Origin of the sequence: Amycolatopsis sp. TNS106 (genome assembly GCF_019330265.1) — a bacterium.
Taxonomy (GTDB): domain Bacteria; phylum Actinomycetota; class Actinomycetes; order Mycobacteriales; family Pseudonocardiaceae; genus Amycolatopsis; species Amycolatopsis lurida.
Genome location: NZ_CP024972.1, coordinates 2,277,764 through 2,303,227 on the forward strand (window position 1 = coordinate 2,277,764; position 25,464 = coordinate 2,303,227).

At 65.5% G+C, this 25,464-nt stretch carries 21 protein-coding genes and 1 tRNA gene; 10 read left to right on the plus strand and 12 right to left on the minus strand.

The genetic code is table 11. From position 1 onward, the window contains the following. The first annotated feature begins 107 nt into the window (after positions 1-107). Positions 108-1,277 carry an alginate lyase family protein gene (locus CVV72_RS10190; RefSeq protein ID WP_219152195.1) on the plus strand — a complete coding sequence of 390 codons (1,170 nt, stop codon included), beginning with the start codon at positions 108-110 and terminating at the stop codon, positions 1,275-1,277. Positions 1,278-1,416: 139 nt separating this feature from the next. Then, positions 1,417-1,490 (plus strand) — tRNA-Pro (locus tag CVV72_RS10195). 534 nt (positions 1,491-2,024) lie between these two features. On the opposite strand, the gene CVV72_RS10200 is transcribed toward CVV72_RS10195, so the two are convergent. Continuing rightward, entirely contained in the window at positions 2,025-3,227 is a 1,203-nt protein-coding gene (locus CVV72_RS10200) for a site-specific integrase (RefSeq protein ID WP_219152196.1), read from the minus strand. Beyond that, on the minus strand, positions 3,227-3,448 hold the full coding sequence (locus CVV72_RS10205; RefSeq protein ID WP_255632624.1) for an AlpA family transcriptional regulator: 222 nt from the start codon (positions 3,446-3,448) through the stop codon (positions 3,227-3,229). The genes CVV72_RS10200 and CVV72_RS10205 overlap by 1 nt, the downstream gene beginning before the upstream one ends. Positions 3,449-4,239: 791 nt before the next feature. On the opposite strand from CVV72_RS10205, the gene CVV72_RS10210 reads away from it, so the two are divergent. Further along, positions 4,240-5,559: a hypothetical protein gene (locus CVV72_RS10210; protein WP_219152197.1), complete on the plus strand. Its 1,320-nt coding sequence runs from the start codon at positions 4,240-4,242 to the stop codon at positions 5,557-5,559. An 86-nt stretch (positions 5,560-5,645) separates the two neighbouring features. On the opposite strand, the gene CVV72_RS10215 is transcribed toward CVV72_RS10210, so the two are convergent. After that, positions 5,646-6,326 (minus strand): hypothetical protein, encoded by a 681-nt coding sequence (locus tag CVV72_RS10215; protein WP_219152198.1) that lies wholly within the window; start codon positions 6,324-6,326, stop codon positions 5,646-5,648. 145 nt (positions 6,327-6,471) lie between these two features. After that, on the minus strand, positions 6,472-6,933 hold the full coding sequence (locus tag CVV72_RS10220; protein WP_219152199.1) for a hypothetical protein: 462 nt from the start codon (positions 6,931-6,933) through the stop codon (positions 6,472-6,474). 121 nt (positions 6,934-7,054) lie between these two features. On the opposite strand from CVV72_RS10220, the gene CVV72_RS10225 reads away from it, so the two are divergent. Then, the gene (locus tag CVV72_RS10225; RefSeq protein WP_255632625.1) at positions 7,055-7,261 is read left to right on the plus strand and encodes a hypothetical protein; all 207 of its coding nucleotides are present in this window, start codon (positions 7,055-7,057) and stop codon (positions 7,259-7,261) included. A 392-nt stretch (positions 7,262-7,653) separates the two neighbouring features. On the opposite strand, the gene CVV72_RS10230 is transcribed toward CVV72_RS10225, so the two are convergent. From CVV72_RS10230 to CVV72_RS10245, 4 genes are read right to left on the minus strand one after another with little or no spacing between them, the layout of a single operon-like run. Further along, positions 7,654-8,127: a hypothetical protein gene (locus tag CVV72_RS10230; RefSeq protein ID WP_219152201.1), complete on the minus strand. Its 474-nt coding sequence runs from the start codon at positions 8,125-8,127 to the stop codon at positions 7,654-7,656. After that, entirely contained in the window at positions 8,124-8,462 is a 339-nt protein-coding gene (locus tag CVV72_RS10235; RefSeq protein WP_219152202.1) for a hypothetical protein, read from the minus strand. The genes CVV72_RS10230 and CVV72_RS10235 overlap by 4 nt, the downstream gene beginning before the upstream one ends. After that, entirely contained in the window at positions 8,459-8,878 is a 420-nt protein-coding gene (locus tag CVV72_RS10240; RefSeq protein WP_219152203.1) for an Imm1 family immunity protein, read from the minus strand. The genes CVV72_RS10235 and CVV72_RS10240 overlap by 4 nt, the downstream gene beginning before the upstream one ends. Beyond that, positions 8,872-9,630, minus strand: coding sequence for a DddA-like double-stranded DNA deaminase toxin (locus tag CVV72_RS10245; protein WP_219152204.1), 759 nt, complete (start codon positions 9,628-9,630; stop codon positions 8,872-8,874). Before CVV72_RS10245 ends, CVV72_RS10240 begins: the two co-directional genes overlap by 7 nt. Before the next feature lie 938 nt (positions 9,631-10,568). Here CVV72_RS10245 and CVV72_RS10250 point away from each other — a divergent pair. After that, positions 10,569-10,847, plus strand: coding sequence for a hypothetical protein (locus CVV72_RS10250; RefSeq protein ID WP_219152205.1), 279 nt, complete (start codon positions 10,569-10,571; stop codon positions 10,845-10,847). A gap of 369 nt (positions 10,848-11,216) precedes the next feature. On the opposite strand, the gene CVV72_RS10255 is transcribed toward CVV72_RS10250, so the two are convergent. Together CVV72_RS10255 and CVV72_RS10260 are read right to left on the minus strand one after the other, a co-directional pair. Then, positions 11,217-11,387: a hypothetical protein gene (locus CVV72_RS10255; RefSeq protein ID WP_219152206.1), complete on the minus strand. Its 171-nt coding sequence runs from the start codon at positions 11,385-11,387 to the stop codon at positions 11,217-11,219. Positions 11,388-11,397: 10 nt separating this feature from the next. Continuing rightward, on the minus strand, positions 11,398-12,237 hold the full coding sequence (locus tag CVV72_RS10260) for a hypothetical protein (protein ID WP_219152207.1): 840 nt from the start codon (positions 12,235-12,237) through the stop codon (positions 11,398-11,400). Positions 12,238-12,609: 372 nt separating this feature from the next. Between CVV72_RS10260 and CVV72_RS10265 the strand changes: the two genes are divergently transcribed. After that, positions 12,610-12,990, plus strand: a complete 381-nt coding sequence (locus CVV72_RS10265) for a hypothetical protein (RefSeq protein WP_219152208.1) — start codon at positions 12,610-12,612, stop codon at positions 12,988-12,990. A gap of 15 nt (positions 12,991-13,005) precedes the next feature. Here CVV72_RS10265 and CVV72_RS10270 read toward each other — a convergent pair whose 3' ends face one another. Further along, positions 13,006-13,455 carry a hypothetical protein gene (locus CVV72_RS10270; protein WP_219152209.1) on the minus strand — a complete coding sequence of 150 codons (450 nt, stop codon included), beginning with the start codon at positions 13,453-13,455 and terminating at the stop codon, positions 13,006-13,008. 2,926 nt (positions 13,456-16,381) lie between these two features. Here CVV72_RS10270 and CVV72_RS41575 point away from each other — a divergent pair. The 4 genes from CVV72_RS41575 (at position 16,382) to ligD (ending at position 22,129) form a co-directional block, all read left to right on the plus strand. Then, positions 16,382-16,675 (plus strand): hypothetical protein, encoded by a 294-nt coding sequence (locus CVV72_RS41575; protein WP_255632626.1) that lies wholly within the window; start codon positions 16,382-16,384, stop codon positions 16,673-16,675. Between the two features lie 262 nt (positions 16,676-16,937). Beyond that, positions 16,938-17,276, plus strand: coding sequence for a hypothetical protein (locus CVV72_RS10280; protein ID WP_219152210.1), 339 nt, complete (start codon positions 16,938-16,940; stop codon positions 17,274-17,276). After that, entirely contained in the window at positions 17,254-20,592 is a 3,339-nt protein-coding gene (locus tag CVV72_RS10285) for a CHAT domain-containing protein (RefSeq protein WP_219152211.1), read from the plus strand. The genes CVV72_RS10280 and CVV72_RS10285 overlap by 23 nt, the downstream gene beginning before the upstream one ends. A 199-nt stretch (positions 20,593-20,791) precedes the next feature. Continuing rightward, positions 20,792-22,129 carry a non-homologous end-joining DNA ligase gene (ligD, locus tag CVV72_RS10290; protein WP_219152212.1) on the plus strand — a complete coding sequence of 446 codons (1,338 nt, stop codon included), beginning with the start codon at positions 20,792-20,794 and terminating at the stop codon, positions 22,127-22,129. An 85-nt stretch (positions 22,130-22,214) separates the two neighbouring features. Here ligD and CVV72_RS10295 read toward each other — a convergent pair whose 3' ends face one another. Further along, complete coding sequence (locus tag CVV72_RS10295) at positions 22,215-25,361, minus strand: tetratricopeptide repeat protein (protein WP_219152213.1); 3,147 nt, start codon at positions 25,359-25,361, stop codon at positions 22,215-22,217. Between the last annotated feature and the right edge of the window lie 103 nt (positions 25,362-25,464).

Here is a 25,464-nt window from a genome sequence, read left to right on the forward strand (position 1 = left end):
CTTTCTTTATTTTTGAGATGAACAAAGGTCTTGACGCAACTGGTTCAGACCATGACACTGAATCGCGCGCCGCCGGTGACCTGGCTCACACCCACTCGAGGAGACCCGTGTCCCTACCCAGGAAACTGCTCGCACTGACCACGCTCGTCCCGTTGGTATCAGGCCTTTTCAGTGTCCCCACGCAGGCCGCGCCCGCCACCTTCACCCATCCCGGCGTGCTGGTCAGCCGCCCGCAACTGGACTTCGTCCGCGCCAAGGTGGAGGCCGGCGCGCAGCCGTGGAAACAGGCTTACGACGCGATGATGTCGAGTTCGTACGCTTCCCTGTCCCGGTCACCGAAACCCCGCGCGGTCGTCGAATGCGGATCTTATTCGAATCCGAACATCGGCTGTACCGATGAACGGCAAGACGCGATCGCCGCGTATTCCCTTTCGCTGGCCTGGTACATCACGCGCGACGCGAAATACGCGACCAAGGCGATCGAGATCATGGACGCCTGGTCCGCGGTACTGAAGGATCACACGAACAGCAACGCTCCCCTGCAGTCGGCGTGGTCGGCCTCCTCGTGGCCGCGCGCGGCGGAGATCATCAAGCACACTTACCCGAGCTGGCCGAATGCCGGCCGCTTCGGCACCATGCTCCGGAACGTGTACCTGCCCGAGGTCGTCAACGGCAGCCACAGCAACGGCAACTGGGAACTCAGCATGACCGAGGCCTCGATCGGCATCGCCGTTTTCCTCGACGACAAGGCGGCCTACGACAAGGCCGTCGCGAAGTTCCGCACCCGCGTCCCCGCCTACCTCTACCTGAGCAGCGACGGCGCACTCCCGAAAACCGCTCCCGGCAGCGGCCTGGACACCCGCGAGAAGATCGTCAAGTACTGGCAAGGCCAGACGAGGTTCGTCAACGGCCTCTCCCAGGAGACCTGCCGGGACTTCACCCACACCGGCTACGGCCTCGCCGCCATCGCGAACTTCGCCGAGACCACCCGCATCCAGGGCCAGGACCTCTACCCCGAGATCGCCGACCGCCTCCGCGAAGGCCTCGGCTTCCACGCGAAATACCAGATGGGCGCGACCGTCCCGTCGTGGCTGTGCGGCGGGAGCCTGAAACTCGGCCTCGGCCCGATCACCGAGGTCGGCTACAACCACCTCCACACGCGCCTCGGACACACCATGAGCAACACCGAGGCGCTCACCCTGCGCCAGCGCCCGGCGGGCACCAACAACCTGTTCGTCGCCTGGCAGACCCTCACCCACGCCGGCAACCCCCAGTGACCCCGTGGGGGCCGCCTGAATGCGGCAGGGCGGCCCTCACGGACTGTTTTCCCAGCTCAGACACACGGTGACCCCTGGTTGCAAGCCCCTGTCCGGGACCCGCTAAAGTACTCACATCGCACTCCACGGAGCGCGGGTCCGGGCTGTGGCGCAGTTTGGTAGCGCACTTGACTGGGGGTCAAGGGGTCGCAGGTTCGAATCCTGTCAGCCCGACGGACTAAAGAGCCGCTTGATTTGGACGAAAGTCCGGGTCAAGCGGTTTTTTCGTTTTACCGAAGACAATTTTTCGGCAAGCACCGAAGCATCTGCTTGGGGACCACGTGGGGACCAGACCGGTTTTTCGGGCCCCGAAGCGCACTTGACTGGCGCGTAAGAGGGGCAGCAACGCTCCTCCATACGAGTGAATCTGGCAGCTAGATTGCGATAGGGCCCGTTTGAGCCAGAGCTGTCTACTTCCCCCACCCGGGTGAATAAAAATTGACGCACTGTCACCCGGCGCCTACCTTCCGCAACCGAGCCTATGTCTCTGAAGGGTCCGCGCCTCTGCTGGAAATGCGCGTAGGGCGTTGAGACGATTCCTCGCGAATAGGTCGCCGTGGTGATTTTCTGGCGAAGTCGCGGGGATACCGCAGCGGAAGGTCACGCAATTCACTAGAGGCGGCTTATCTCCGGCTCGGCTGGGCGGAATCACATAAAAGAAACGCTCCGCCTTCGGAAAGGCAGAGCGTTTCTTGGTGCGGGCTGTTGCTATTTGACGACGAGGAGCCGGGGCGTGCGCGGTGCCCGCAGGTGCTCGGTCAGCAGCTCCCCCGCGTCGGTCACGGTCTGCTGGTCCGGATGCAGGTAGCGCTGCGTGGTGGTGATCGAGCCGTGGCCGGCGATCTTCTGCAGGTGGTGTACCGGGACGCCGGCGTCGGCCATCCAGGTCAGTCCTGTGTGCCGCAGGTCGTGGCGGCGCAGGTGCTCGTACCCGAGCTGGGTGACCACGTCGTCCCAGTGCGTTGCGTCGCGCAGGATCGCGGTGGTGATGCGGCCGCCGCGGGGCCCGACGAAGAGCCGGGCGTCGGGGTCCCCTTCGGTCAGGGCGATCCGTTCCAGGACCAGTTCCCGGATATCCTCGATGATCGGCACCTTCCGGGCTCGTTTGCCCTTGGTGCCCTTGTCTAGCAGCCCGCCGGGCCCGGGGGTGGTCTGGCGCCGCAGGTTCCAGATCCAGTTCTTCGTGTCGATGTCCTTGACCCGGCAGCCGGAGACCTCGCCGATCCGGGTCGCGGTGCACGCCTCGAACAGCACCACGTCGCCCCAGCCGCGGTATTCGCGGTGGGACCGCGCGACCAGGGCGTCCGCCAGCGCGGTGAGCGTGTACCAGTCCGGTAGCGCCAGCGCCCGCGGGTCTTCCAGCTCGTCCTCGGCGCGCTTGTACTCCTGCTGCCATCCGGTCACCTTCGCCGGGTTGTACTCGACGAGACCGTCCCGGCGAGCCTGTTCCATGGTCCTGACCAGCGGCGCGATGCTGTTCTTCACCACCGACCGGCTACAGCCGTCGGCGATCCACGTGTGGACCGCCCGGTCGACCACGCCGTTGGAGATCCTCCGGACCGGAAGATGCCCGACGGTCGGCACGACCCGCAGCCGCCAGCCGGCCATGTACGGGACCTTGGTCTTCTCCTCCAGGCCCCGCATGATCAGCTCCATGTTGGCCTCGCCGTACTCGGCCAGCGGCATGGTCGCCATCCGCGGATCGATCCCGTTCTCGGCGTCCTCCTCGAGGCGCTCGATCCATTTGCGGGCGTCGCGCTCCTCGGCGAACGATTCCGACTTACTGGGCCGCTTCTTCGTGACCGGGTCGACCCACCGCACCCGCGCCTTGTAGGGCTTCGCGCGGCCCTCGCGGTACTCGATGTCCGACGACAGTGAGATCCCGATCGGCAGCGCGATCGCACCCGCCATCAGGCCGTCACCTTCTCCGGGTCCACCCGCCGGCTGCGCAGCCACGCGTCCACGTCCGAGGCGCTGTAGACGATCACCCGCTCGGACAACGGCACGAACGGCGGCCCCTGCGGCGGCCTCGCCGTCCGCCACCGCCGCACCGTCGACGGATCCACATGCAACAGCGCCGCCACCTCCTCCGTCGACAACCACTTCCCATCCACCAGCCGCGGCTCCGTCACGACTCCCCCGCCCCACCACGCGCCAGAGCGCTCAACGTCCCGGCCGCTGCCGTGTAGCCGCCGAAGGCCGCACTCACCCGATGGGAAGGCAAGATCAGCGGAGGCAAGTTGAAGCGTGGGAACGGACGAGGTGCCGCGGTGGACACGAGACCCGGAGCCTCAGCCGATGGCCGAGCAGAGACAGCCAGGCGTGCCTGAAGGCAGCTGCGGAGGGACTGGCTGACAACTGGGGGCACGACGGCCGGGCGCACGAGGGATGACTTGCGGGACATGGGAGACCTCTCACGTAGCGATGAGTTGTCTCGTTCCTCCCGCGCTACGCGCGGCGAGCCCCGTCCGAGTCCGTCCCTCGTCCCGCGAGACCTGAAAGGTCTTCGAGCGGTCTGGCATCCGCCTGGATCGGCCGCGCAATCCGTGCGCTGCCTTGATTCCCACGGTACGCGACTGCACTGCGTTCGCAACACTGAAACCGCGCGCACACTGTGATTTCCGCACGAGCTACGGGCTTGGCGTGTGGTCCTGTTCTGGGCTGCGAATGGTCTGTGACGGGTCCCGGGGCGGGGTTGGTCTTTTCGAGGTCTCCTGGTGGTCGCCGCGAGGTCTCTTGGTGGACAAGATGTCGAACCCGATGAAGGCGGTGGGCTGACCGCGGTCTTGCCGGGGGCTCAGATTGGCGGCTGTATCCGCCCGGCTCGAGCTGGGCACCCAACGGTCAACTCCACCCCCGTCAAGCGTCGAAATATCGGAGGTGGTTTCCTGTCTCCTCCGTCAGGATCATCAGGAGAACGGTCGTGTCCGAAGAAGGCGGCAAGCAGACAACCCACGGTTCTGGGATGCACTGTGGTTTGCGGCGGCTGTCTTCGGACGAGACGAACTGGTTCTTGCACCACCTGCGTCGGCAAATCCCGGACTTAGCCAGTTCTGGACACGACACCTCTTCCGGCCGTCCGAGCCTCACGTTCGCCTCGTCGTCCGCGATCAGCACGCTGCGGTTGTTCTTGAGCAGGGGCCGGGAGCTCCACTACGACGTGGTCGGCATGACCGACGATGTCGCTGCTGAGCGCGGGTGGTGGGCGACGGTGATGGCCGAGGCGGTACGCAGCTTCACCGCGGACCCACCACCATCGCGGTCGTGGGTGGCGGTGATCGGGCCAGCGCCTGATCAAGGGGCCGCCTGGGAACGCGGTGTGTTCCTGCCGGCCCGGTTGGAAGCGCCTGTTCAGGTTGGTCCGATGGTGCTCTCGCCGGTGCCACAGTGGATCACGCAGGTGTATCCGCATCCGGCTGACCGAAGCCGTCCGTACCCGGTCTCGTTCTGGCCGATCGAGGTCCGGGGGACGGTGTCGGCGTACTACACGCCGGGTGCACAGGATCTGGCGGCCGCCGACCTCGGCAGGCTCTGCCTGCTGCTGTCGCTGGCCTGGAATCAGTTGTGGATCCACTGGAAGCTGCCGCATGTCGATGAACCAGACGCCCTGAGCCACGACATCGACGACTGGCAGCGGGAGATGGTGCACTGCTGGCGACCGGAGCCACCGCCACCCGAACCGCCGATCCAGGTCCTCGACCTCCCGCCCTGGCTGCCGAATGCCTGGTCCCTCTTGGAGAAACACGTGCACAAGGCACGATCCCTTGAGGCATGTCAGGCCGCCCTGCACGATGTGGCCGAGGGCCGCCCGTCGGCAGCGGGAGCCCAGTTCGCCGCCATGCTGGAGCAGCTCAGTGGCGCCCCCACAGGCGGCGACGAGGCACCGAAGCTGAGGCGCCGAGCCGCGCTCGAGCTGCTCGCCGAATTCTTCGCCAACGGTCAGGCGGCCACCAGGGACGACGAGAAACTGGCCGAGGACATCCTGATGTACGGGTTGCGATCCGCCACTGGACACGCCGGGACCCGGCACGGGAGCGAACGTCGGCTGGGCATGCCGATCCGCATGACCACTCTCGACGGAGATCCCCCACACACCTACGGGTTGAAGATCACTGTGCTGAGCGAGGTATGCCGCGCGCTACTCATTCACAGCCTCGGCGGTCCCCTTGCGGATCCCGAACCGATCAAAGACCGCTGGCGCGCTATCACGAGCGGAGTTCTGATCATTCCTGGCCGGATTTAAGGCAGCAGAGTCCGACTCCTCGCACCCCTGTCGCAGACACCGAATCAGCTGATCAGTCGGACGTAATGGGGGCTAACGCTCATGCGTCACCGCGTGTCAGGCGCGTTGGACGCGCGCATCTCCACCATGGAGCCGTCCTCGGCGACACGCTCGCACGACACCACGGCCGACCGGGCACGCCTGGTCAGCCGCTGCCCCTCAGTGACCCACTCCGGCCACGGGCGGCGAAACGCGCTTTCGCCGCGCTTCTCCGCCCTGACGAGCATGGGGGCGACCTCCGCCACCACGACTTCGCCGGGGCGGCTACCGCGGCGAAGAGTCACCCGCCAGGTGCCCCGCACATCCAGGCACGGCATCGACACGACATCACCGGTGTGGTCCTCGGCGGTCAGCGACGGACTCCTGCCCGGTACCCAGTCAGCGCCGCTGGCCCCACCAAGCCGACGGTAGTGCTGCTGCATCGCCTGGCGGGTACGCCCGCCGTACACCGCCCCCAGTTGCTCCCAGGTGACACCCCAGTCGATCACTGCCTTGATCAAGTCGACCTCGAGCCGATCCACCTGGTCCCGGATACCAGGCACGAGCGTAAGAGCGGCGAGCATCTCGACGACCCGCACCTCGTCAGACCCTTGACCCAGGCGTGCTCTCACCGCGGTCGCCGCATGAAAGGCCGCATCCTCGGCGAGAGCCGGATCATCCGCGTAACTGTCCACCAATCGGGCGACCACGTCGGCAGTGAGAAGGTCGAACAGCAAAGGCTCTGGCATATTGTCAACGTATCACTGACAAACCACCGCAGGCTCGGCTCCTGCTCAGAGGCGCCCAGCCGCACATTTGCGACGCTCGACACCAGCGTGCTGCCGGAGCGGATTGCGCCGCTGATCATGGGTCTACGCCGACCTCGCTTGACGGCTATCGCGTGCTCTGGCGACCATCTTCATCACCATCAATCGCGAAGCCACCACCACAGCCGCTGCTTGGCGTGGTGCCACCACAGCCACACCGGGAGCCGACGATGCGGTATGAACCCCACAGGTCGTCATCGGCCGGATTTCCTCGCGCGCACGATCGCAACAGGACGAGACAACGCCGATCCACAGCACGGTGGAGCCTGGCCGTGTGAGCCATCGCGACCACGCCCTGCTCACGGATCTCCAGACTGCTGGACTCCATGGCCATCGCAACCAGCGGCAGCGTGTGCGCAGGTTCTGAATGGTTGAGCGCCAGAGCGATCACCGCGACCCCGACCGTCTCCTCACCACGTTCGAACGCCGCCTGGACATCTGCAGGAAGAAGATCGGCCCTCCAGACCGCGGAGCCGTCACTCCAATCAAGGCCGCTACCAGTCCCCGAGCCTGTTTCAGCGTGCTCCACAGGCAGAGCCTAATGCTGCCCTCGTGACGAACCGCCGGTAGTTTTTCATGGCCGACGATCGATGGTCGTCACATCACGTCGCGGACAAACGATGCCCGACGTGCTTGCACGACGCGCTCACGTGACAGGGAGCATTCAGGACGCCGGGTGGCGCTCCCATGCCGAACCAGGCCTGCTCGCCGTTCTCGGCCCCGCGCCCGTCGGCCTGCCCGCGAACCACATCGCGCGCTTCACCCGCCTCCAGAACGGGCGCCGCTGGAGCGACTGGCAGGCCGACGCCGACGCCGACCGCGCACACCGGCGGCCACGGCCCGTGTCAGGCGCCTGACCGGCGACGCCATGCCTAGCCAACCCGGCCGCGTCTGCCCGGGCTGCCGACGCACCGTCCCCGCCGGACCGTGCCCGACCTGTCGACGCGACCAACGCCGCGAGACCGACCAGGCCCGAGGCACCGCCGCCGAACGCGGCTACGGCCGCGACTGGCAGAGGAACCGCGCCGCCTACCCTCGCGAACATCGACTCTGCGTGCAGTGCCGGCAACCGGCCACAGTGGCCGACCACTACCCCGAAACCCGACGCTCCCTCGTCGCCCGCGGAGTACCCGACCCTGACGCCTGGCATCGACTCCGACCGCTCTGCAAGACCTGCCACGACCGACACACCGCGCTCACTAGCCCTGGCGGATGGAACGCTCGTCTCGCAGGGCGCCAGAAGTAACTCTTACGACTGCCGTCCCAATTTGTCTTGAGCTTCTTCGCTCGACCGAGTTGTTTCAGCAATATGTCGAAGTAACTCTTTTGCCTCTAACGAAACCCCGGCATTTGGTTCAACTTCGTGAACATCATGGGGAAGCCATAGTACTTGCCTAGTCAGATTATGGCGCCCAATAACGACGTCAATAGGAAGATCCATTGGCGTAGCGGCGTAAAATGTGCCCTTGTCGGAGATTGCGAACTCTCCCGCAATCAGATTAGGCGCGTACTCGACCGGCCAGAGTACTGGTTTCCCGAGAGCCGTCTCGGCGTCTGTCTGGCTTGAGCTTGCTTTTCCGACCCCGCTGACTTCGTCACCGGGGAGCGATTTCGCGATCTTTCTGACGACGTCCGGTGTCGTTCGCCCCTGCTTCTCATCCAGGAGGACACGCAGCTGGGCAGCTGCGATCTGCTCTTCCGTTACGCGCTGCGATCGAGTCATTCGCCCTGCCTCGCTTGGTCCGACTGCTCCAGTATCTCACCAAGCACACGCTGGTGAAACACATCGAGAAGCTGGTACTCGTCCTGCTGAGCAAGCTCCGACCGCGCAAGTTTTATCATCAGACTTAGCCCGACGGTCCGCTTCGCCGCTGACTCGTCCATCGCAAGCTCGGCAGCCCAGGTAAACCGCCGCCACCACTCCTCACGACGGGCAGCCAGCTCGCGTTGCTCTGTTGCTCGGTCATTCGCGCGCGCACCCAGACGAGCACCGACGAACGCACCCGACGTGGCCAGCACGCCAACAATGGCCGTTACCGCGATCTGCCAGCCGCTCACTCGACTTCCCGCCAGGGCACCCCGGCAGGCCGAGCGCCGCCCGAGGCCACGTAGTCGTGGACCGCTTGGCGAACTGCCGTCAACGAGACCTCCGCGTTACTCGGCACCTCGCGCTCATGCAACTGGTAGTCATAGGCGATCATCTCTGGCGACGTCGCGCCGTTGTCGCTGATCGCGCTCGCTTCGCCCTTGCTGCCCATGTAGCCAACGAAGCCGCACTTTGCCGCGCGCACGCCAAACTGAAGCGCGGACGACCAGCCATCGCCCTCCTTGCGTCCTACCTGAGCCATCAGCCCTACCGACTCCTCGGCCGACTCGGACACCATGCGATCAAGCAACTCGTCCACCTGATCCGGCGTGCTCAGCACGAAACCCGAACCGGGACCTGGGTCGTAGAACGCTTCCAACGTCACCACGGCTTAGCGCCTCCCCTATACGTCTTCGTGAAACCGCCGGTCCCGTGCACCGTCAACGTGCTGCCCTCCGGTAACACCACCCCCAGCAGGGCGTCACAGCTGGCAGGCCCCTCGCAGGGAGTGTTGTTGATCACCACCGTAGCTTCGGTGATGCCCTTATCACGCATCTCGGCGGCGATCTTGAGTTCCACGTCCGCAGCAACCGTCACCGGCACGTACGGGCACCCCGCGTCCGCCAAAACCTGGTTAACCTGTTCTGTGTACTTGTCCCGACCGCTGCTGATGGGCGCCATAGTTTTACCAGGCGCGAACCAGCGTCCCTGAGTCTTCACCCCGCGACCGCGTGTCACCGGCCCTGGCAACTCTCGCCGCGCCTGTTCGACCAAGTCACCGTCCTTGTCCATGCCCACGTCCTGGTCACTGGACGAAGTGGCCGGACCAGGAGGACGGGTCTGTCCAGAAGCTCCAGCCGAAGTGGACTCCGCCGGCACTCCCAAGCTGAGGAGATACCCGTCGAGCAGGTCCGACGACTGGCCAAGTAGGCCGGTGACCGTCTCTGTCGAGGACTTCACCTCGGCGGATAGGCCCGGCAGCCTGGTGAAGTCAGGATCAGACACACCGGCCGCGACCTCCGACCACTTCACACCAGCTTCTTCAAGCTCCTGATCGGCAAGTTTGAGAGCGGCAATAGCCGCCTTCACCTTGACGACCGCCGTCCGCACCCCCGCTGCGATCTCCTCAACCGGTCCCACAGCCCCTCCCCAGAGCGTCGTCCGACGGCGAGGCTACCCCGGAGATCGACTCGCGGGAGCATTCTCGCAGGTCAAGGTGCTCTAGCATCGGCTTCGGCCTGGAGCTGGCCGTTCGGTGACCTTGTCCATCATTGATTGCCCAACCGAGAAGACACGGAACCTGCCCCCGGTGGTCTCCACCTTCGACGCCGCCAAACGAGTGAACAACTGTCGATGTGGCAACGGGAGAACCTGGAGTGGCGTATCTCTCGACGAAGCGCCACATCAGTCAGGCGCGAGGAATAGGGGGCGTCACGGTGAAGACCTTCACACGACGAGACACAGGCACAGTGACGGCAACCGTAGGCGCCGGTCGAACAATGAAGCGAGCGACCGCAGCTCTCGCCGCGCTCGCCGTCGCCAGCAGCATGGCATTGGCAGGAGCACCGAGCGCAGCAGCTGCTGAAGACCCGGCGCATGTCAGCCTTTCGTACTACGAAACTTATTTCGTCGGCAAAGTCAACTGGTTCAACAGGTCTGTTCGAGTCGATGGCCAGCTCCGTGCCCTGTCAGGCAGCTGTCGACGGGTGTACGTTCAAACGTTTAACTCCGCCCATGTCCAATTGGGCGCCCAAAGCACCAGTCTCCAATGCGGGACGTCCGAACAACACATCACCGTACCTGCTGATGTTCCTGGCGGCGCCTCATTCGTCTGGGTCTTATTCCTCGCACCCGATGGTCGCCAGCTGGACAGCTGTGAGGCGCAACCCGGCTACGAAACATGTGACTACTGACCACTAAGGCGCTTCCCGATCAGCCGCCGATCCCAGGGATGGGGGTTAAAATCACCACCTCCTGAGGACTGCCAGACCGCGTCGGTGGTGCCGTACGTGGCGCCCCGCCTTTCGCGAACTCGGTAGCACCCCTGCTGACCGAAACTGTCGGTTCCTCGTGACACGATGCGGCTGCTGGACCCGCACAACCCGGAGATGATCACGATGACCGACACCGAGACCGCGCAGCCCGACCTTGCCGGAGCGAAGATCTACGCCTACGTCGTGGCGATGGAGGAACCCGGCTCTGACCGGGGTGAGCGGTGGTTCGTCGTCGGAGAGCACGAGGACGAGGACCAGAACGAGGTCTGGTACCGCAAGACCCCTGACGCGTTGCCGCGCAAGGCGCTGATCAAGGCGTCGACGCTGCGGGACCAACCCACCTGGGTTCGCGTCGAGGCTTGATCGCCTGCCGTCGACACCGATCGAGTCTTTTCGGTGCGGAGGGCATCGTCGTCCTACCGGACGGTTCTACCTCGACGTCGGCGTAGGTCTTTGTGGCGAGTTCGTCCATGCCGTCCGTGACGACGACGCGGTAGCGACCGTCCGATCGAAGGCGAGGCTCCGAGTTGTGTCGCATCCATGAGGCCGGGCTAGTAGCTGGCGGACGCACGAGCATGGTCGCGACCGCGCGCCTCGAGCACGCCGACGACATGGCTTGCGATTTAGCCAGCGGAACCTCCGACTTGCGCAGGTTGGCGACGTGGTCATTGCGTCAGAATTGCCGCTGATTCCGTGGTCGCGCCTCACCCGACTACAGGAGCAACTCTCGCCTCAGGCGATCAGGCCGTCGGCGTCGTCGTGCTCGTCCCCGACCGGAAACGAATGGACGGCGTCCACCACCGCTGGCGAGTCTGGGTACATGACGGCGGACACCGCGGCGTCATAGGCCGAGTCGAGCCCCGCTCCGCTCGTGCCCAGGACGTTCTCCCAGTCGAATCCCATGGCAGGGACTCTAGCTGTACTCCTTCAGGATCCGGGCGACGCGGGCGTTCAGCTCATCCGCCCGCGCGAGGATCGCGGCCTCCTCCTCGGCGGTGATTCGCGGCGGGGCGCTGACGGGCTCAACGCTGGCCGGCCGGGCGGGGGCGATGCGCGCGTCGGCCAGGGTCTCGATCGCGTGCACCAGGCTCGAGAGCGACGACGGGTGCAGCGAGCCGTATCGGTCGAGATAACCCCACTGGTCGATCGCCGGTAGGAGGTTCGGGTGATCGGGCCAGTCCAGCCAGCCGTGGCTCGGATCGTCACGCTCATGGCGGTGAACCTCGCCGCCGGCCGGATCGCGGTGGTGACCCAAGGCCCGGAGGGCGTCCTGCGACCAGTCGTTGTTCGTGCCGATCACGTCGAGCCACGACCACACTGCGCACGCCGGACACGACGCTTCGTCGGCGGTCCGGCCGATGACCGGGCGCAGACTCTGCAGACGTCCCGGGGTGAGACCACGTGCCTGGATCCGGCTCAGGCCGAGTCCTCCCTGGTTCGCAGGCGCGAGCAGCACGGCGGCGAACACCAGCCTCCGCAGCCTCAGCCTCGTGATCCAGTGGACGTCCGGGTCGTTGATGCGGCTTGTGCCCCCGTGCACAAGCTGGCTGAGCGCGGTCGCATCGCCTCGAAGAGCCGGCGGCCATGCTGGTGCCGTGGCCAGGGGCGCGAGGCGCAACGTGTTGAGCAGCTTCCGTGACGGTGCAGCCTGCAGGACGAAGCGGCCGAGCGTCGCCTCGTCTCGGCGGTCGACCGGAGTTCCGGTGACCGCGCACCAGTCAAGCCACAGATCGGGCAGCACCGGGTCTGTCATCGTTCCAGGCTGCCAGCCCGAACTCGCCATCCGCCGTATGGTCTGGGGCCTACGGGTCCTGGCGGAGATCCCGTCCGAGATCGGGCCGGTTCCAGACGGCCCGCCGGCTGGAGTCACGGCCGTGCCGCGAGCTGGGAAAGGCGGCCGTGCCGACACCCGCGGCGGCGCGACGTCGACACCATCGGCCCGTACTCCGCGACCTACGCGGCCAGCAGAACCTTCGGTGACGGCCTCAGCCACGCCCAGCGGATGCGGCTGCGGCTGCGCCGCCGGACGAGGGAAGGCGTTCAGCATCGACACCGTCGTGCCATCTCAAGAACCACCCGCACCACGTGCTCGCCCGCACGATCGACATCGTGGAGGCGGGCTGACGTGGGTATGGTGCTGCCACCGTTCCCCGACGCTGAGACCGTGCTCCTGGCGCTGCTCGAACCACTAGCACCCACCGTCACGGCGACCCCGGCCGACCTTGTCCCGCCGTTGATCCGGGTGCAGCGGGTCGGCGGCTCGGACGACAGGATCACTGACTACCCGCGCATGGAGGTGGCTTGCTACGGCCGGGACCGCGCAGAAGCGTGGCAGCTCGCCGAGCAGTGCCGCCAGCTCGTGCTCGGCAGCGTTCGCACACGGGTTGCGACTGTGCTCATCGATACCGCGCGCACTGACAACCCTCCAGTTCAAGCGCCATATTCGACAACAGATGATTCTCGCCGGGTGCTGGATTATTTCCGACTCGGCTGGCGACGAGCTTAAGATTAACTTGCTCGATTACTTGTCGTTGACAGGTTGACGTGCACCCTCGATCATCTCTTTCATGAGCACCTTGCCGGATTCAACGTAACTTCCATTACCGAGGCCAACTCGGACGCGAATCCATTCAACTTTGCCTAGATCGCCTTCAGTGAGCAGGTTAACCGCCTCGAACGCCGCGAAGCTAAACGTGAACTCAGAGGCAGCTTCGAGCCTGCGTGGCAGTTTTTTGCGGAGAGGCTTCGCGGTAACGCTTATGTATCGAGGTCCAGATTCAATCATGGTAGCGGATACGTCGATTGCCGCCCTTCCGGTGTTGCGAACTGTGGCTATGCAGAGGATCCGCTTCGTCAGTTCGCGCTCTTGGTCAGACATTGCGGAATCTGAGGTTTGGAACGTCAGTAAATTCTCCATAAACAGCTCATCGGCCGGTACGGCGAGAGGAATTCCGAGCAATTCCAGTCGCACTTGCGGTCCAGACTTCCTAAATGAGTGAATATTCCATAATAGTGAACCACCTGACACTAGAAGTGACAGAGTAGATATCCCGATAGCCAACCAAGCGACGTTCACGTTCCTCCCTAGTGTCGACACCCGTCGAACAGATTGACGACTTGATCTCAAGCAGGCTGAGCCTAGACTGACTACGCCGACTACAACTACCTACGACCAGCTTAAGAAGAAGCAGAGCGATCTGATCCGCAAGGCGCTCGAAGGCTCCATCTTCATCGCTGACCACACGGCGGACCTGCCCACGGCGCTCACCTCCGGCGCGGACGGGAAGCTGCTCGCCCTGCCACCTGGATATGAAGACGTTGGCTGGGTCGACAAGGGCGACGGAGCGACCTGGAGCTGATCGGTCGACACCTCGGAGGTCGACTCCTGGGGCGCGGTCGAGCCGACCCGGACCGACACCACGAAGCAGACTGACGGCTCGAAGTTCACCGCACAGGAGACCAAACGCCGGACCTTGGAGCTGTACGAGGGACTAAACCTCTCCAGAGTCACCCCGGACCAACCACTCGTGGCATGGCCACCTAGAACCGGCGCGCGACACCTGCAGCAGTCGCTGCGTGAGACTACGTACCCGGGTCCGGCTGAGGCTGAGTCCTCCATGCACCGTCGGCGCCAGCAGCACAGCGGAGAACAACCGCCTCCGCAGCCTCAACCTCGTGATCCAGTGGACGTCTGGGTCGTTGATGCTGCTTGTACCGCCGTGCACAAGCCGACCGAGCGCCGTCCCGTCGCCTCCAACAGCGGCCGGCCATGCTGGTGCCGTGGCAGCCGTACTGCTGGGCCGTAGCGCGTGGAGAACCTTCTGCGACGGTCCCGCCTGCCAGACGAAGAGGCCGAGCGTCGCCTCATCCCGGCGGTCGATCGGAGTCCCCGTGACCGCGCACCAGACGAGCCAGAGAACGGGCAGCACGGGATCTGTCATCGATCCAGGTTGCCAGCCGCAGTTGGCTGGCGAATCGGTGGAGGCAAAGCTCATGGCGACGAATCCGGCCAGCCCAAGGTCACACCCGAACGGCGATGACGAGCCGCACGCGGCTTTTCGTGGTAACCGCGTAGGCGCGTCTCAGTGCCGAAAACCCGCAACGTCGAGCGGGGTGTGCTGTGCGCCTCCACGCAAACGGACGACCGCAGCACCAAACGCGGCGCCGCCACCCGAAACAAGCCGCCACCACATCCGAGCCGAAGGCACGCGGCAGGCGCATCCAGCGGCTTCAGCTAAATCCGGTAACCCAGTAACGTCGCTACAGTTACGTTACTGTGCAAGCGTTACTGAGCGATGAGGTACGCTCCGAGCGGTTGGTCTTGCCGCGTCGCAATTCGGCGACGAACTGCCAGCCAAACGAGTGAAGGGCGACGTCTGTTAAGACGTCGCCCCTGCTTAGCGATCCCAGAGGCTCGAAACTTCGTGGATCGCGGCAGCCAGCACCCTAAGGAGCTGGATCACCCATATGAGGATGTGGTCCCGGTTGGTCTTTGCCGGCCAGCCGGGACCATGCTCCCGCGGCGGTTTGCCGCAGTGGTCATCATCCTTTCGGTGTTCACCCATATGTGTTCGTCCCTTCTGAGAAGCTGTTGCTTCCCGATCGCCGGGCCCGAGCAATCGGGAGACGACTGGATTACACAATGAGCTGCACCGCGCATGAGAGTAGCCGGAGCATGCGCAAGCCGTGAAGTCGGGGTGGGTTGCCGAAGTGGCGTGAACCCCTTGACGCGCAACAAAGTTAGGTACCTTAGGCACTGACTCTGAGTCGGAGTTATCTGACTCTGACTCGCGTCGAAGGTTGCAAACCAACCTTCCGACTTGCACCCTCAGCTATAGGTCGACGACGTTCGTTGGGAAAGCGTGCCCCAGGCGGAAAACCAACATCCCGAAGGACGCATCCCGGCGAACCCGACGACCGAAGAAGCGACGCAGACCCGGTGTCGCTGTCGTCCGGATCCTGCCGTCTGGATGACTGCCGATGAAGGGACATGCGATCTGGGAACCGGCTCACGCCCAGCCGATTCGGAGCGCACGTTTCTGATATTGGCACCGCGGTCCGGACTGACGCTGTCGGACCGGCGGGCGATGGCGGCAAATTGGGGCCGTTGGCGGGACCTCGGGTGAGGAGGACAGCCCCGAAGCCGAGATCACCGACAGAGCTATGGCCGACGCACTCCAGCAGTTGCCGCCCGAGATCGGTGTCCGAGCCGCACACGGGCGGGCGTCATTCCACGAGCATCACGAACGAGGACGCCACTTCACCGGCCAGATTCGAAGAGCGCGGATTAAGACTGCGAGATCCCGAAGTCCTGTGGTGTCACCTGTTCGGTGCACTATGAACGCCGCGAGTAGGAGCACGGCCACAAGGCGCCCAAGCTGAATAGAGGCACAACCCAACGTTACCCACAGCAACATTCAGAACCTCACGACGGTCTGCACCGGCCCCGGCGCCAGTGCTTCGTTGGTCTGAAGTTGTTCTGTTGTAGTGCAACGCCTTTACTCGATCTCCTCTGATGAGGCGGGCCCGGGCCGCCTCACGTGCTCGGAGCTGACGAGCGGCCTGGGGTTGTCAAAGCCCAGCGTGATCAGCCAGCGCCATGAAGGACAGCCGAGGAGGCGGACGGGCGAAGTGGTAGCTCTGCCTTCGTGAGTGACGGTCGCAGATCTGCAAGCGCAATCCGAAACCTACCTGCACGATCAGGACTGGTCGTATGACGCCGCCCTGTTCTGGGTTTAAGGCGTGGTCGCCCCAGCAGCCGCACCTGAGCAGAAATGCCTATCACTGCTGTTCCGACAGCGTCACATGTGGACTATCGACATGCACGCCGCGCCACTTCGGGGGACGATGGCCATGCGACGAGCGGGCCTCGTCATGGAGCCGGCGGGAGGTACGAGATGACGCGCAAGCCACGCCGCGGCGACTCCCTGGTTCCCGAGTGGATCGAACCGATGCTGGCCAAGCCGGACCGCGGCCGGCTGCCCGCTGACGCGAACTGGTCGTACGAGTACAAGCTGGATGGCTATCGCACCTCGATGCAGATCGCCCCGGACGGCACCACCCTGCTGACCTGCAGGCCCACGTCGCCGCAGCTGGGCACGAGAGTCTGGTCGCGATCAACCGCCGCGCGCCTACACGCGGGACAAGCGAACCGACGCCTGGCTCAAGCACCCCAGGACCCACACGACTGAGGTCATGGTGTGGCGCCCGCCGCAGCTAGCCCCGTGTCCGTCGCGATCCCCGTTAATACCAGTACGCCCGCAGCTGGACGTGCAGCGCGGCCTCGAAGACACGATGGCCGCTCTGGCTCACCGGGCTGCCGCCGAGTACCAAACCTAGCCCGCCAAAACGTGAGGATGACCAACTCTGATCTTCAAAAACGTCTGTAACGTGAGATGACCTCCGGTCGACCCATACTGCGATGGAGTACGTTCGGCGATTCGGGGAGCGTTAGTGGAGCTGACGGTGGCGGTGTCGCCCGAGTTCGAGGTGACCGGCGAGCAGGTGGCGCACGCGTGGAACCGAGACGAGGCAAGCACGAAAGTGGCGGTGGCCCGCGTGGTGCCTCCCGCCGACCACTACAACGCGTCGGAACTGCTAGGCCACGCTGTGATCGTGCTCGGCTCGCTAACGGCAGGAGTGACCGCTAATGGCATCTACGATCTGCTAAAACGCGTGCTGAAGGGCAACGCTAAGGGCCGGCAGATGTACTTCAAGAAGATCGAGAAGTCGGACGGAACGACGATCACCGAGATGCGCCTGTCCGACGATGGCACCGCAGACCGCGGCTGAGCTGTTGCCCGACCTGGTCATCGCGTCTCGGGGGCGTGATCACGTCGTCCTGGCCACGGCGGCGGGCGAAGTGGTGGTCCCGTTCCGCAACCCGTGCATGCCCGAGCACGCCGAGGCGCTGCGCTGGCTGTTGGAAGACTGTCCGGAGCCTGCCATCGGGCCGAACCAGCGCCGCCGCGCTGAGGCCGAGTCGGCGGTCGAAGCACTGGGCGCAGCGCTGCTCGCGGCCCTGCCGGACAGTGGCGAGCGGTCCGTTGTGCACGTCGTGTCGGACGAGGTGGGCTTCCTGGGCCTGCCGTGGGAGCTGCTGCACCCCGCAGGGGAGTGGGTGCGTCGCCGGGCGACACCGCGACCAGGGAACATGCGCGGCCCCGTCGCCGGTCCGTTGCGGGTGCTGCTGGTCTCACCGCGACCGTACGGACCGGCGGACGTCCGCGCCGGCACAGTGCGCGGCCCGCTACTCCGGGCGGCCGAGCTGACCCGCGGGGACGTGGAGGTCGATCTATTGCGCCCGGCCACGGTCGACCGACTTCGCGAAGTGCTGACGTGTGGCTACGATCTCCTGCACTTCGACGGCCACGGCTTCGCAGAGGACGCGGAATGCGGGCTAGTGTTCGAGGACACAGACGGCAAGCCGCACCGGGTCATCGCGCATGAGTTCGCGAGCATCGTCGACCAGGCGCAGCTGGTGGTGTTAAATGCATGCCGTTCTGCCTACCACCCTGTCCCGGGCGAGACGACGTCGGTAGCGTCCGCCCTGTTGGACCGAGGCACGCAGGCAGTCCTGGCGATGACACATGCCGTCGCGCCGCGCGTGGTGGCGACGTTCATCACCGCGTTCTACGACGCGCTCATCGAGGGCGGCGCGGTGGCCGCCGCAGTGGCCCGGGGCAGGCGGGCGCTGCTCGACGGGATGAGCGGAAGGCCGTTCCACGTCATCCCGGTGCTCTATGAGCAGCAATCGGTCGACCTGCGGGTTCGCGACGCTGCGCCGCGCGCCAGCGCCGACGAGCCGCGCGAGCAGGAGCCAGTGTGGATGCGGTCGTTGCTGTACCAGGACGGCGAACTGGCCGACATTGACCGGCAGCTGCACCGCGGCAATCCCGTCGTCGTGCACGCACCCGTCGCGAGCGGCAAGACGGAACTGCTGCGGGCTTACTCCCGGTACGCCCTTCTCAGCCGGGGGTTTGACCGCGTCGCGCTCGCTTCCGGCGCGGAGGTTGCCGATCTACGTTTTGACGAGGATACGGACGAGCGGGTACTGCACGTGTGGGACGACGTCGACAAGCATGTCGAGCAGTGCGCGGCGGCAATCCATGCGCTGCCCACCCAACACCGCGTGCTGATGAGCGTCCGCTACGACTCGTTCACGCTCCCCCACCACTCCCACGCGACCGGTGACCTGCCCGATGAACTGGTGGGGCATGTCATGGCCGAGCTAACGTCGGAGCTGCCGGATGGCAGTCCGCTGCCCTCGATCAACGACTACGAGTTCAACTGGTTGATCCGGTGCACGGGGTGGCATCCCGGCACACTCGCGGCAGTACTGCGCGCTTGGGGCCGCCTCCTGCCCGCCGAGATCCCCCGGCAGCTGGACGTCGGCTACCCGCAGGGCCAGGACGATCCCCTACTAGACCCATCCGTTGCGCAGCTCTTGGCCGACCTGTCGCCACGCCTACGGACGGCATTGCCGTACCTCGGCCTCTACGGCTACATGATCACCCCGCACGAGCTGGCGATCATGACCGACCACGGGTTGGTCGGCGACACGTTCGGCAAGATCGCCAGCACGCACATCACCGCGGAACAATGGCGCGACCTGCTCGACCAGGCGCACCAGGCGGGCGTATTGCGGCCAGACCCGGACTTCGAGTTGTGCTACCACATCCCACCAGTGGTGTCGTACGCCCTGCGCGGGGAGCTGGCACGGCGCTTCACCGGGAAGCAGCTGCGAAGGCTGCAACGCGCCGCTGCGTCAAGTGTTCATGGGGTCCTCATACACGCGCTCCCTCACGATGCAAGTGGACATCCCTACGAGACGGGTGTGGCCCGCGAGCTCCTGTCCGCTGCCATGGACACCCATGTCTGGAACACGACTCTGCGCACCATCGACGACCGCGACTACGACCTCGCCGCGCGCCTCGTCACGGCATACCACCAGGACAAGCCGAACGGCTCGCCCGGTTGGTGGACCGCCACCGAGGTGGTGACCAAGATCGCAGCCCTGCGCTACGAGCAACTGCGCACCGACCCGGACGCGACCGGGCTGCTGTTCACCCTGCACTACATCACCGGCCAGGCTGCGATGGCCTGCTCCGCCTGGAAGGAGGCGAGGGATCAGGTCGAGCTCATGTTGGACCACCGCGAAGACTCCGCAGTGGTCCAGCTGCACCTGTCGGAGTTGTTGTTGTGGCGCGCCACGATCGCTTTGAATCTGGGGCAACTGGCCGAGATCCGCTTGGCCCTCGCTGAGGCGGTACAGCACGCCCGCGGCGATAGCGAGATCGAGATGTGCCGGGCGGTGCTGCACGAGACCGTGCGTGATTTGGAGCTGCCACCGGCCGAGGCCGCCGACCTAGCTCGCGAGGCCGGTCTGGCCCTCGACCAGCTCTCCGGTGACGAGACGACCTGGTCGACCGAGGAACTGGTGAACGAGGTAAGAGAAGCCCTGCTGGACAATCGGTTCACCCGGGCGGCTGAGATCCAACGCCTCCTCGGCGTGACCGCCCACGAGCGCGGCGAGTTCGCCCAAGCCCGCACGTGGCTGACGGCGGCGTTCGAGCTGGAGAGAGGGAAGATCGGGGTCGGCGACCAGGCCCGCACCGCCATGCACCTCGCCATCCTGGAGGAGGTGACCAACAACTTGGATGACGCGGCATCGTGGTGCCAGTTCGTGCTCGCCCTGCCGGCGGTACACGATCTTAGGACAGCCCACGCCCACTACGAGTTGGGCATTGTGGAGACCAAGCGGGGCCGCGACGACGACGCGCTGCGCGAGCTCGCCGCCGCGAGGACGCTGTACGTCGAGCTCGGCATGAGGCTGTACGCGGTCGATGTCGACGCGTTGGTCGCGCAGTTATTGCACCGTAAGGCAGACCTCGTCCGGTCAGCCGAGTTGGGCGAGTCGGCGGTCATGACGCTAGTGGAGCTGAAGTCCGACGAGCGCGCTGCCACGGCGTTGATGGCCTTGGTTGAGTGCTGGCTGGACATCGGTGGTGTAAGGGAAGCGGAACTGCGCTTCAGGCGTTTGCTCTCGCAGGTTCAGCTGCCGCTGGAGCTCGTCTCCGCAGTCACGGCCCGGTTACGAGAGCAGTAGGCCAACTAACCTACATTACGAAGATCAACTATCCAATCAACGTTTGCGTAACGCGGAACCAGGCAGTGACCGTGCGACGGGAACTCCCGGGACCACATGAACTGAACTGCCGCACGCCTCAGCGGTTGCTGGGGAGAAAGTATTCGACACGTTCTGACATCGCGCCCTACCGGAACCCGTCCAGGGCCGCTTCACCGGCATGGTCGGCGGCCTCCTGCTCGGCGCCCACGACCCCGACAGCGGCGACCTCGTCTACATCGGAGACGTGGGCACCGGAATGAGCACCGCCGAACGCGCCCGCCTCCAGACCCAGCTCGAACCGCTCGCGCGGACGCAGCATCCGTTCACGGACGATCCACCGCCGGCGGACATCCGCGGGGCCCGCTGGGTGGATCCCGTGCTCGTCGGTAACGTGCTCTACCGGCAGGTCACCCGCAACGGCGGCCGCCTGCGCCACACGGCGTGGCGGGGTCTGCGGGACGACAAGGCAGCCCGCGACGTCACGGCGCCCCTGCCGCGCAGCCAGATCGAGGCCGCTCCCCCGGCGCCGGATACTCCCACCGAGACCGCCGCTCTCGCGCAGGGCAGCCCCGAGCCACCGACGTCCTCCGGCACGAAGATCACCGTGCAGGCCGGGGCCCGGCAACTCACGCTGTCGAACCTCGACAAACCCCTGTATCCGGACGGCTTCACCAAAGGCGAGGTAATCCACTACATCTCGCACATCGCACCCGTGCTGCTGCCGCATCTGGCCGGGCGGCCGATCACGGTCATCCGGTTCCCCGACGGCGTCGGCGGCGAACAGTTCTTCGAGAAGAACGTCCCCCGCGGCGCGCCAGACTGGTTGCCCACCGTGACGCTGCCGAGCACCAGCAGCCGGAGCCGTCACGGCGCACGCGGTGAACCGATCGAGTACCCGCTGTTCGAGGAGCTGGCCGCGCTGGTGTGGGCGGCGAACATGGCCACCCTGGAAATCCACGTCCCCCAGTACACTGTGGATGTTGGCCCGCCACCGGCGCGCCGTCCGCCGGACCGGCTCGTCTTCGACCTCGACCCCGGACCCGGGACATCCATCGTGGACTGCTGCCGGGTCGCCGAACGCCTCCAGCACGCACTCGCCGACGACGGCCTCACCGCGTTCGCCACCACATCCGGGTCGAAAGGATTGCAGCTGTACTGCGCCATCGACACCGCGGATCCGACCGCACCGTCGGCGTACGCGAAGCGGCTGGCTCAGCGCCTGGCGCGCGAGACACCGGATCGGGTGACCGCGGTGATGACGAAGGCGCAACGCACTGGGCGAGTGTTCATCGACTGGTCCCAGAACAATCCGGCCAAGACCACCATCACGCCCTACTCGCTGCGCGGCCGCGACCAGCCGACCGTCGCCACACCGGTCACCTGGGCTGAGATACAGGCCTGCAGCCGCCCGGACCGGCTTGTGTTCACCGCCGACGATGTCCTGGAACGCGTCGCCGAGCATGGTGATCTGTTCGCGGGCCTCTGCGCTACGCGGGCACCGCTCCCCACAGATTGAGAACTGCCTGTAGCCGACGGGATGGACTCCGTTCGATATCTTGAGGCGCATGTATTTGCCCGACCGTCCTAAGTCGACACATTTGTCAGAGCGGCTTGTTGGGGTCGAGTGCGCGAAGCAGGGCTTCGGTGTCAGCAGCCTCGGGGGCGTGGATCTCGCGGTGGATGGCGAGGGCTTGCTTTAGCAATGCGACTGCCTGGGAAGTGTCTCCGGCGCGATCGAGACACTTGGCCTGGCCGGCGAGAGCGTTACCCTCGTGGAGTTTGGTGCCGCACTTACGGGCGAGGGCGAGTGCGGTGGTGAAGTGGGTGTGTGGGTCGCCTGCATTAGGGTGGTCGAGGGCGAGTTCGCCGAGTGCGTTGTGGGACTCGGCTTGGCCGTCGATGGCGGCGACTCGAGTGAAGAGACCTAGCGCTCGGGTGATGTGGGTAGCAGCGAGGTCGTACTCGTGTTTTAGATGCTGGATGATTCCCGTCGCCAGGTGCGCATTGGCCTGCCACACGAGGTCACCGCTGTCGGTGTAGAGCTGGAGCGCGCGGGCATACGCATCTTCGGCAGCGACAAGATTTCCAAAAAGCCGATACACGGCCCCGAGATCGTTGAGGGCGTTGCCTTGCCCCAGCAGGCTGCCGCTCTCGGTATAGAGTTGGAGCGCGCGGGTCTGCGCGTCTTCGGCCGCGTCAAGATCCCCACGTAGCCGATACACGCGTCCAAGCTCGTTGAACGCGCCGCCCTGCCCCAGCAGGCTGCCGCTCTCGGTATAGAGTTGGAGCGCGCGGGTCTGCGCGTTTTCGGCCGCGTCAAGATCCCCACGCCGCCGATACACCTGGCCAAGATCTGTGAGGGCGTCACCTTGCCCCACCAGGTCACCACTGTCGATGCAAAGTTGGAGCGCGCGGGTCTGCGCGTCTTCGGCCGCGTCAAGATCCCCACGTAGCCGATACACGCGTCCAAGCTCGCTGAGGGCGTTGCCTTGCCCCAGCAGGCTGCCGCTCTCGGTATAGAGTTGGAGCGCGCGGGTCTGCGCGTCTTCAGCCGCGTCAAGATCCCCGCGCCGCCGATACACGGCCCCAAGCTCACTAAGCGCAGTGCCTTGAATGTATGGATCGTTGTTTCGGGTGGCGACAGTGATCGCTGTCTGATGAATGGTATGAGCGTGGTTCCATTGTCCTGCCGTGCGGAAGTACGAATGCAGAGTGGTGGACAGCTGGAGAGTATGGGTAGGGTGCGTGTTCTGTGTGTGATGAATCGCGGTGGCGAGAGCGGGCAACTCGATGTTCAGCCAGGCCATTGCGTCAGCAGGGGTAGTGATCGGTCGCGGATACAGAGGTGCGACAGGTGTGATGGGCAAACGGCGAGAGTACATGGGAAGAAAGCTCGTGGCGGTGTGGGCGGTGTGCAGGTAGTAGTCCAGGGTCCTGGTGGTGGCGTCGTGGCGCTGCTGCGGGTCGATGTCGCTGGCTCGGGTGTGGGCGTAAATGCGAAGCAGGTCGTGGAGGCGGTAGCGGTCAGGGCCGGTTTCCTGGACGAGGTTGCGGGTGTGAAGGGCGCGGAGCAAATGGCGGGCCCGTGCGGGGGTGGTGTCGGCCAGAGCGGCGGTGGCGTGAGGGGCGATGTCGGGGCCGTGGTGCTCGCCGAGCAGGGTGAACAGCTCCCGCTGGTCGGCAGGCAAGTCCTGCACGGAGGTGTCGAACACCGCGCGCACGGAGCGTTCCCCGGCTTGTAGTTCGTCGAGGCGGTCGTAGGCGTCGGCGAGCTGATCGGCCAGGTAGCGCACGCTCCAAGCAGGGTGTGTACGTAGCTGGGAAGCGGCGACGGCGATGGCGATCGGCAGGTAGCCGCACAGTTCGACGACGCGGGCGACCTGCTCGGCGTTGGTGGTGCCCGTGGTGCGGCGGGCGCGGCGCAGGAGCATCACCGCACCTTCTTCGGGGTTGACGATGTCGAGGGAAACGGGGTGGACGTCGTCGAGTTCGGGGAGCCGGTTTCGGCTGGTGATGATCACCAGGCTGCCCGGCGTGCCGGGCAGCAGGGGCTCGACTTGGTCGTGGGTCGCGGCGTCGTCGAGGATCACCAGCATCCGGCGGTCAGACATCTGGCTGCGCCATAGCCGCGCCCGCTGATCCACACTCTTATGCGCACTAAGGACTTCGGCGTGCACACCCAGGGCGGTGAGCAGGGAGTGCAGGGCGTCGAACGGGGTGGCTGGTTTCTGGCCAGGCGCATGCCCGTGCAGCGGAAGCAGCATCTGGCCTTGGGGGAAGCGGAGCGCGAGTCGGTGGGCAGCGTGGATGGCCAGGGCGGTTTTGCCGACGCCGGGCATACCGTCGATGGCGTGGATGGCGATCGTGGTGGCCCCGGTGTCGGCGGCGTTCTCGACCGCGCCGAGAAGTGTGGCGAGTTCCGGTTCGCGGCCGGTGAAGTCGGCGATGTCGCGGGGAAGAGCCAGCGCCTCCGGGGCAACAGAGCGGGTGGCCGGTCCGGGCGGGTCGGCGATCAGTTTCTGCAGGCTGGCATGCGTGGTGATGGAGCGACCCACGCCACCTTCGTCGTGGTTGCGTTTGTCGAGGCGGGCCGCCCAGGCATCGACCTCGGCGTGGCGCCCGGCCGCGGCCAGTGCCTCCGCGCCCAGCAGCAGCAGGTTCTCGTCGTAGACGATGTCGTCCTCACACGGCCCGAGCAAGGCGATCAGGTCGTCATGGCGGCGCGCGTTCAGCAGGTGTGTGAACAGCAGTTTCGCCGCTGTCTGGCGGTGCTGGCGAAGTTTGCGGCGCGCATCGTCAGCCCACCCGTTGTGCACATTGGCCAGTACTGTGCCGTGCCGGGTGGCCAGCGCCTGCCGTAGCCGTTCCCAGTCGGCGTCGTTGCAGGCGAGGGTGATCTCGTCGTAGAACCGGTGGTAGTCCACCGCGTCGGGTTTCACTGTCAGGGTCCAGGTCCGTGCCGCTTGGTCCCATGTCAGCCAGTCGCGGCTGCCTCCTGCCGCGACGAGGTCGTCGCGGAGGTGATCAATGTTCCGTCGCAACGTGCCCCGACCTGGTTCTGCCCGCCCGTCGTCGAGCCAGACCTGGTCGACGAGGGTGCTCGCACGGACCGGTTTACCGGCCTCCAGGGCGAGCACCGCGAGCAGGCGCACAACAGCCGACTGGGACGGAACGTCGACCTTGCCGTCGCCGGCGCGGATTCCGACCGGTCCCAGAAGCTGAATCTCGACCCTCCCCGTCGAATACATGACCGCCAGTGTGCCGACTTTCTGTCCTGATCGGACCAAGTCCGCCGCCCCGTCACCCTGGTGTGAGCCCGCACTACTTCTATCCGAGCAGATAGGCCGCGAC